The 2451-nt window shown below is 41.7% G+C and carries 3 protein-coding genes; 2 read left to right on the plus strand and 1 reads right to left on the minus strand.

What is annotated here, in order from left to right; genetic code table 11:
• On the plus strand, positions 1-656 hold a 656-nt coding region (locus tag Q0212_RS14350; RefSeq protein ID WP_297926729.1), incomplete at its 5' end, for a class I tRNA ligase family protein.
• A 105-nt stretch (positions 657-761) separates the two neighbouring features.
• Positions 762-1850: a hypothetical protein gene (locus Q0212_RS14355; RefSeq protein ID WP_297926732.1), complete on the plus strand. Its 1089-nt coding sequence runs from the start codon at positions 762-764 to the stop codon at positions 1848-1850.
• An 89-nt stretch (positions 1851-1939) separates the two neighbouring features.
• Here the strand turns inward: Q0212_RS14355 and Q0212_RS14360 are convergent.
• On the minus strand, positions 1940-2451 hold a 512-nt coding region (locus Q0212_RS14360), incomplete at its 5' end, for a hypothetical protein (RefSeq protein WP_297926735.1).

Here is a 2451-nt window from a genome sequence, read left to right on the forward strand (position 1 = left end):
GCACACGCCGTACCTTGTTGCGTGTTTTAGAAACGATGTTGCGCTTAATGCACCCCATTATGCCTTATATCACCGAAGAAATTTGGCAGCGTGTGAAAGGTTTAGTGGGCAAAACAGGCGACAGTATTATGCTCCAAGCCTATCCACAACCTGATTTAAGCAAAATTGATGCACAGGCCGAAGCGGATGTAGAATGGATTAAAGGGGTGATTGCTGGTATTCGTAATATCCGTGGTGAAATGAATATTTCGCCAAGCAAGCCTTTACCGATTTTATGTCATAACGTCAGTGCGGCTGATGCCACACGTTTACAAGCTTATGAATCTCAACTACGCTTTTTAGCACGTTTGGACAGCTTAACGTTATTGGCGGCTGATGCCGAATTACCGCCTGCGGCCACTGCATTAGTGGGTGATATGGCAGTATTAGTACCGCTTAAAGGCTTTATTGATAAAGATGCCGAAGCGGCACGTCTCAACAAAGAAATTGCCCGTTTAGAGCAAGAAGTAACGAGGATTGGTGGCAAACTCAGTAACGAAAGTTTTACTGCCAAAGCCCCTGCGGCGGTGATTGCTCAAGAGCAAAAGAAGCTCAACGATGCCAAAACAGCGCAAGCTAAATTGCAAGAACAGTTAGAAAAACTGAAAAACTTGTAATTATCAAAGAGCGGATTGAGTCCGCTCTTTTTTTATCTTAAAACTGACGCCTTTATCGCTCATGTTGGTGAAGTGCGTCCGTCATCATCAAACAAGGACATAACAATGACAAATAAATATGCCCTCTTACCATTTATTGCCTTACACAGCCTAGCCTTCGCCAATGACAACAAAACATGGGGTATTATTGACGAAAATAATAACTCGTTAATTCCCATTAATATCAATTATGAGCCTATAGATAATCAAACAGGTATGATTGATTTTAATAATCAAGGCCGAGAAAATGAACATCAACAGGGCTTACAACAACGCCTTGTGATGTCTATTCCAATGAGTGCCAATTGGCGTTTTACCCCAGAATTGGAATATGGCAAATTAGACAGCAAAGGCAATCAAAGTCCCCCCGAAGGTGAGCAAAAACTGGTGCGATTAGGTGTCGGTTATCGTAATCAACAACATGATATTCGTGTAGCCGCACACACCGCCAAAGCTTATGATGACTATATGGGATTTAGCCTACAACATCGCTACAACGTCAATCGCGACTTTCAAATTGAATATCAAGCCAGTTATCACGACAGTGGTCGCGAATCGCCCGAATTACAACTATATGCCTATAAAGATCAATTTCGCACTTTATTACGTTGGCAAAATGCCCGTTACAAAGTAAACGCTGAAGCGTTTTCTAATCGTTTTTATCGTCAAGATACTGATGATAAATTGGCAAATGGCGATGGATTTATGGTGGAGACGGCATATCGTTTATTTAGTAGTTATCACCATCATTGGTTAAGCTTAGCCTTACGGGTTGCGGATTATGACCAAAGCCAAGGTGCAAAATTACCTAACTTAATTGTGCCACCTGCACCACTTGTGGGCGCACCTTTTCCTCCACCACCAGCCATGCCTTCTGTCGCGCCCAAAGACAGCCAAGAATTTAGCTTAAATTGGAGCTACAACCTTAATAATGAAATGGTCATGGAACCTTATTGGCAACCCATTATTAAAGGATCATTATTAGTGAACCAAGGTGAAGGTGGTTATTTTGGCTTAGTTGGTTTAGAAGGGCCCGTGATGGGCAAAGACCGTTTGCGTATTGCCGTCAGTACACGAGATGCAGGTCAACAAGATAATCAAGGCAATGCTGGCGCAGAAAATATGCTGGAAGTACGTTATCAATCACGCTTTTAGTCGATATGCTCTGTAGAGTCTGTTGAGCTGGTTTCGACTCCACTCAACCACCACGACTCTGCTCCTTGAGCGGAGTCGAAATGCCGTTTTTAAGCTTCAACCCAAAAGCCAATCACCACAGCAAATAAAATCACCAACGCAAACGCCCATTTTAACCATGCGGGCATTGAAAGTGCTTCATGTTCTTCTATAGTATCTTGTCCATGAGCAGCAGTAGCTCTATTAGGAGCTGCTTTACTTGCCTCAACCTTTTTACTCACAACAGCAGCAACCGTTGCCAATTTACTTTTAAACTCTAAATGAATAATCCGTTCAGTTTGTTTATTTTGTGCAAGCTTCATAATATCTTGCTCCGAGCTATAACGCGAAGCACGACAAATCTCTCTAAAAGCAGGAGCTAATTGTTGCAATAAAGGCTCAATTAATAATGAAGGTGCGCGTTTAATGACACTCTCATTTAATCCTAAAAACAACATAAAATGTTTAATTGGGCGTGAACTTGCGTCACATAACTCTGGATCAAAAAACGCTAAAGCTAAGGCTTTATTACCCTCATAATTGATTTCAACGGTTTTTAATGTTGATGAGCCAATTTCAAAAT

Source organism: uncultured Agitococcus sp., assembly GCF_937920075.1.
Classification (GTDB): Bacteria; Pseudomonadota; Gammaproteobacteria; order Pseudomonadales; family Moraxellaceae; genus Agitococcus.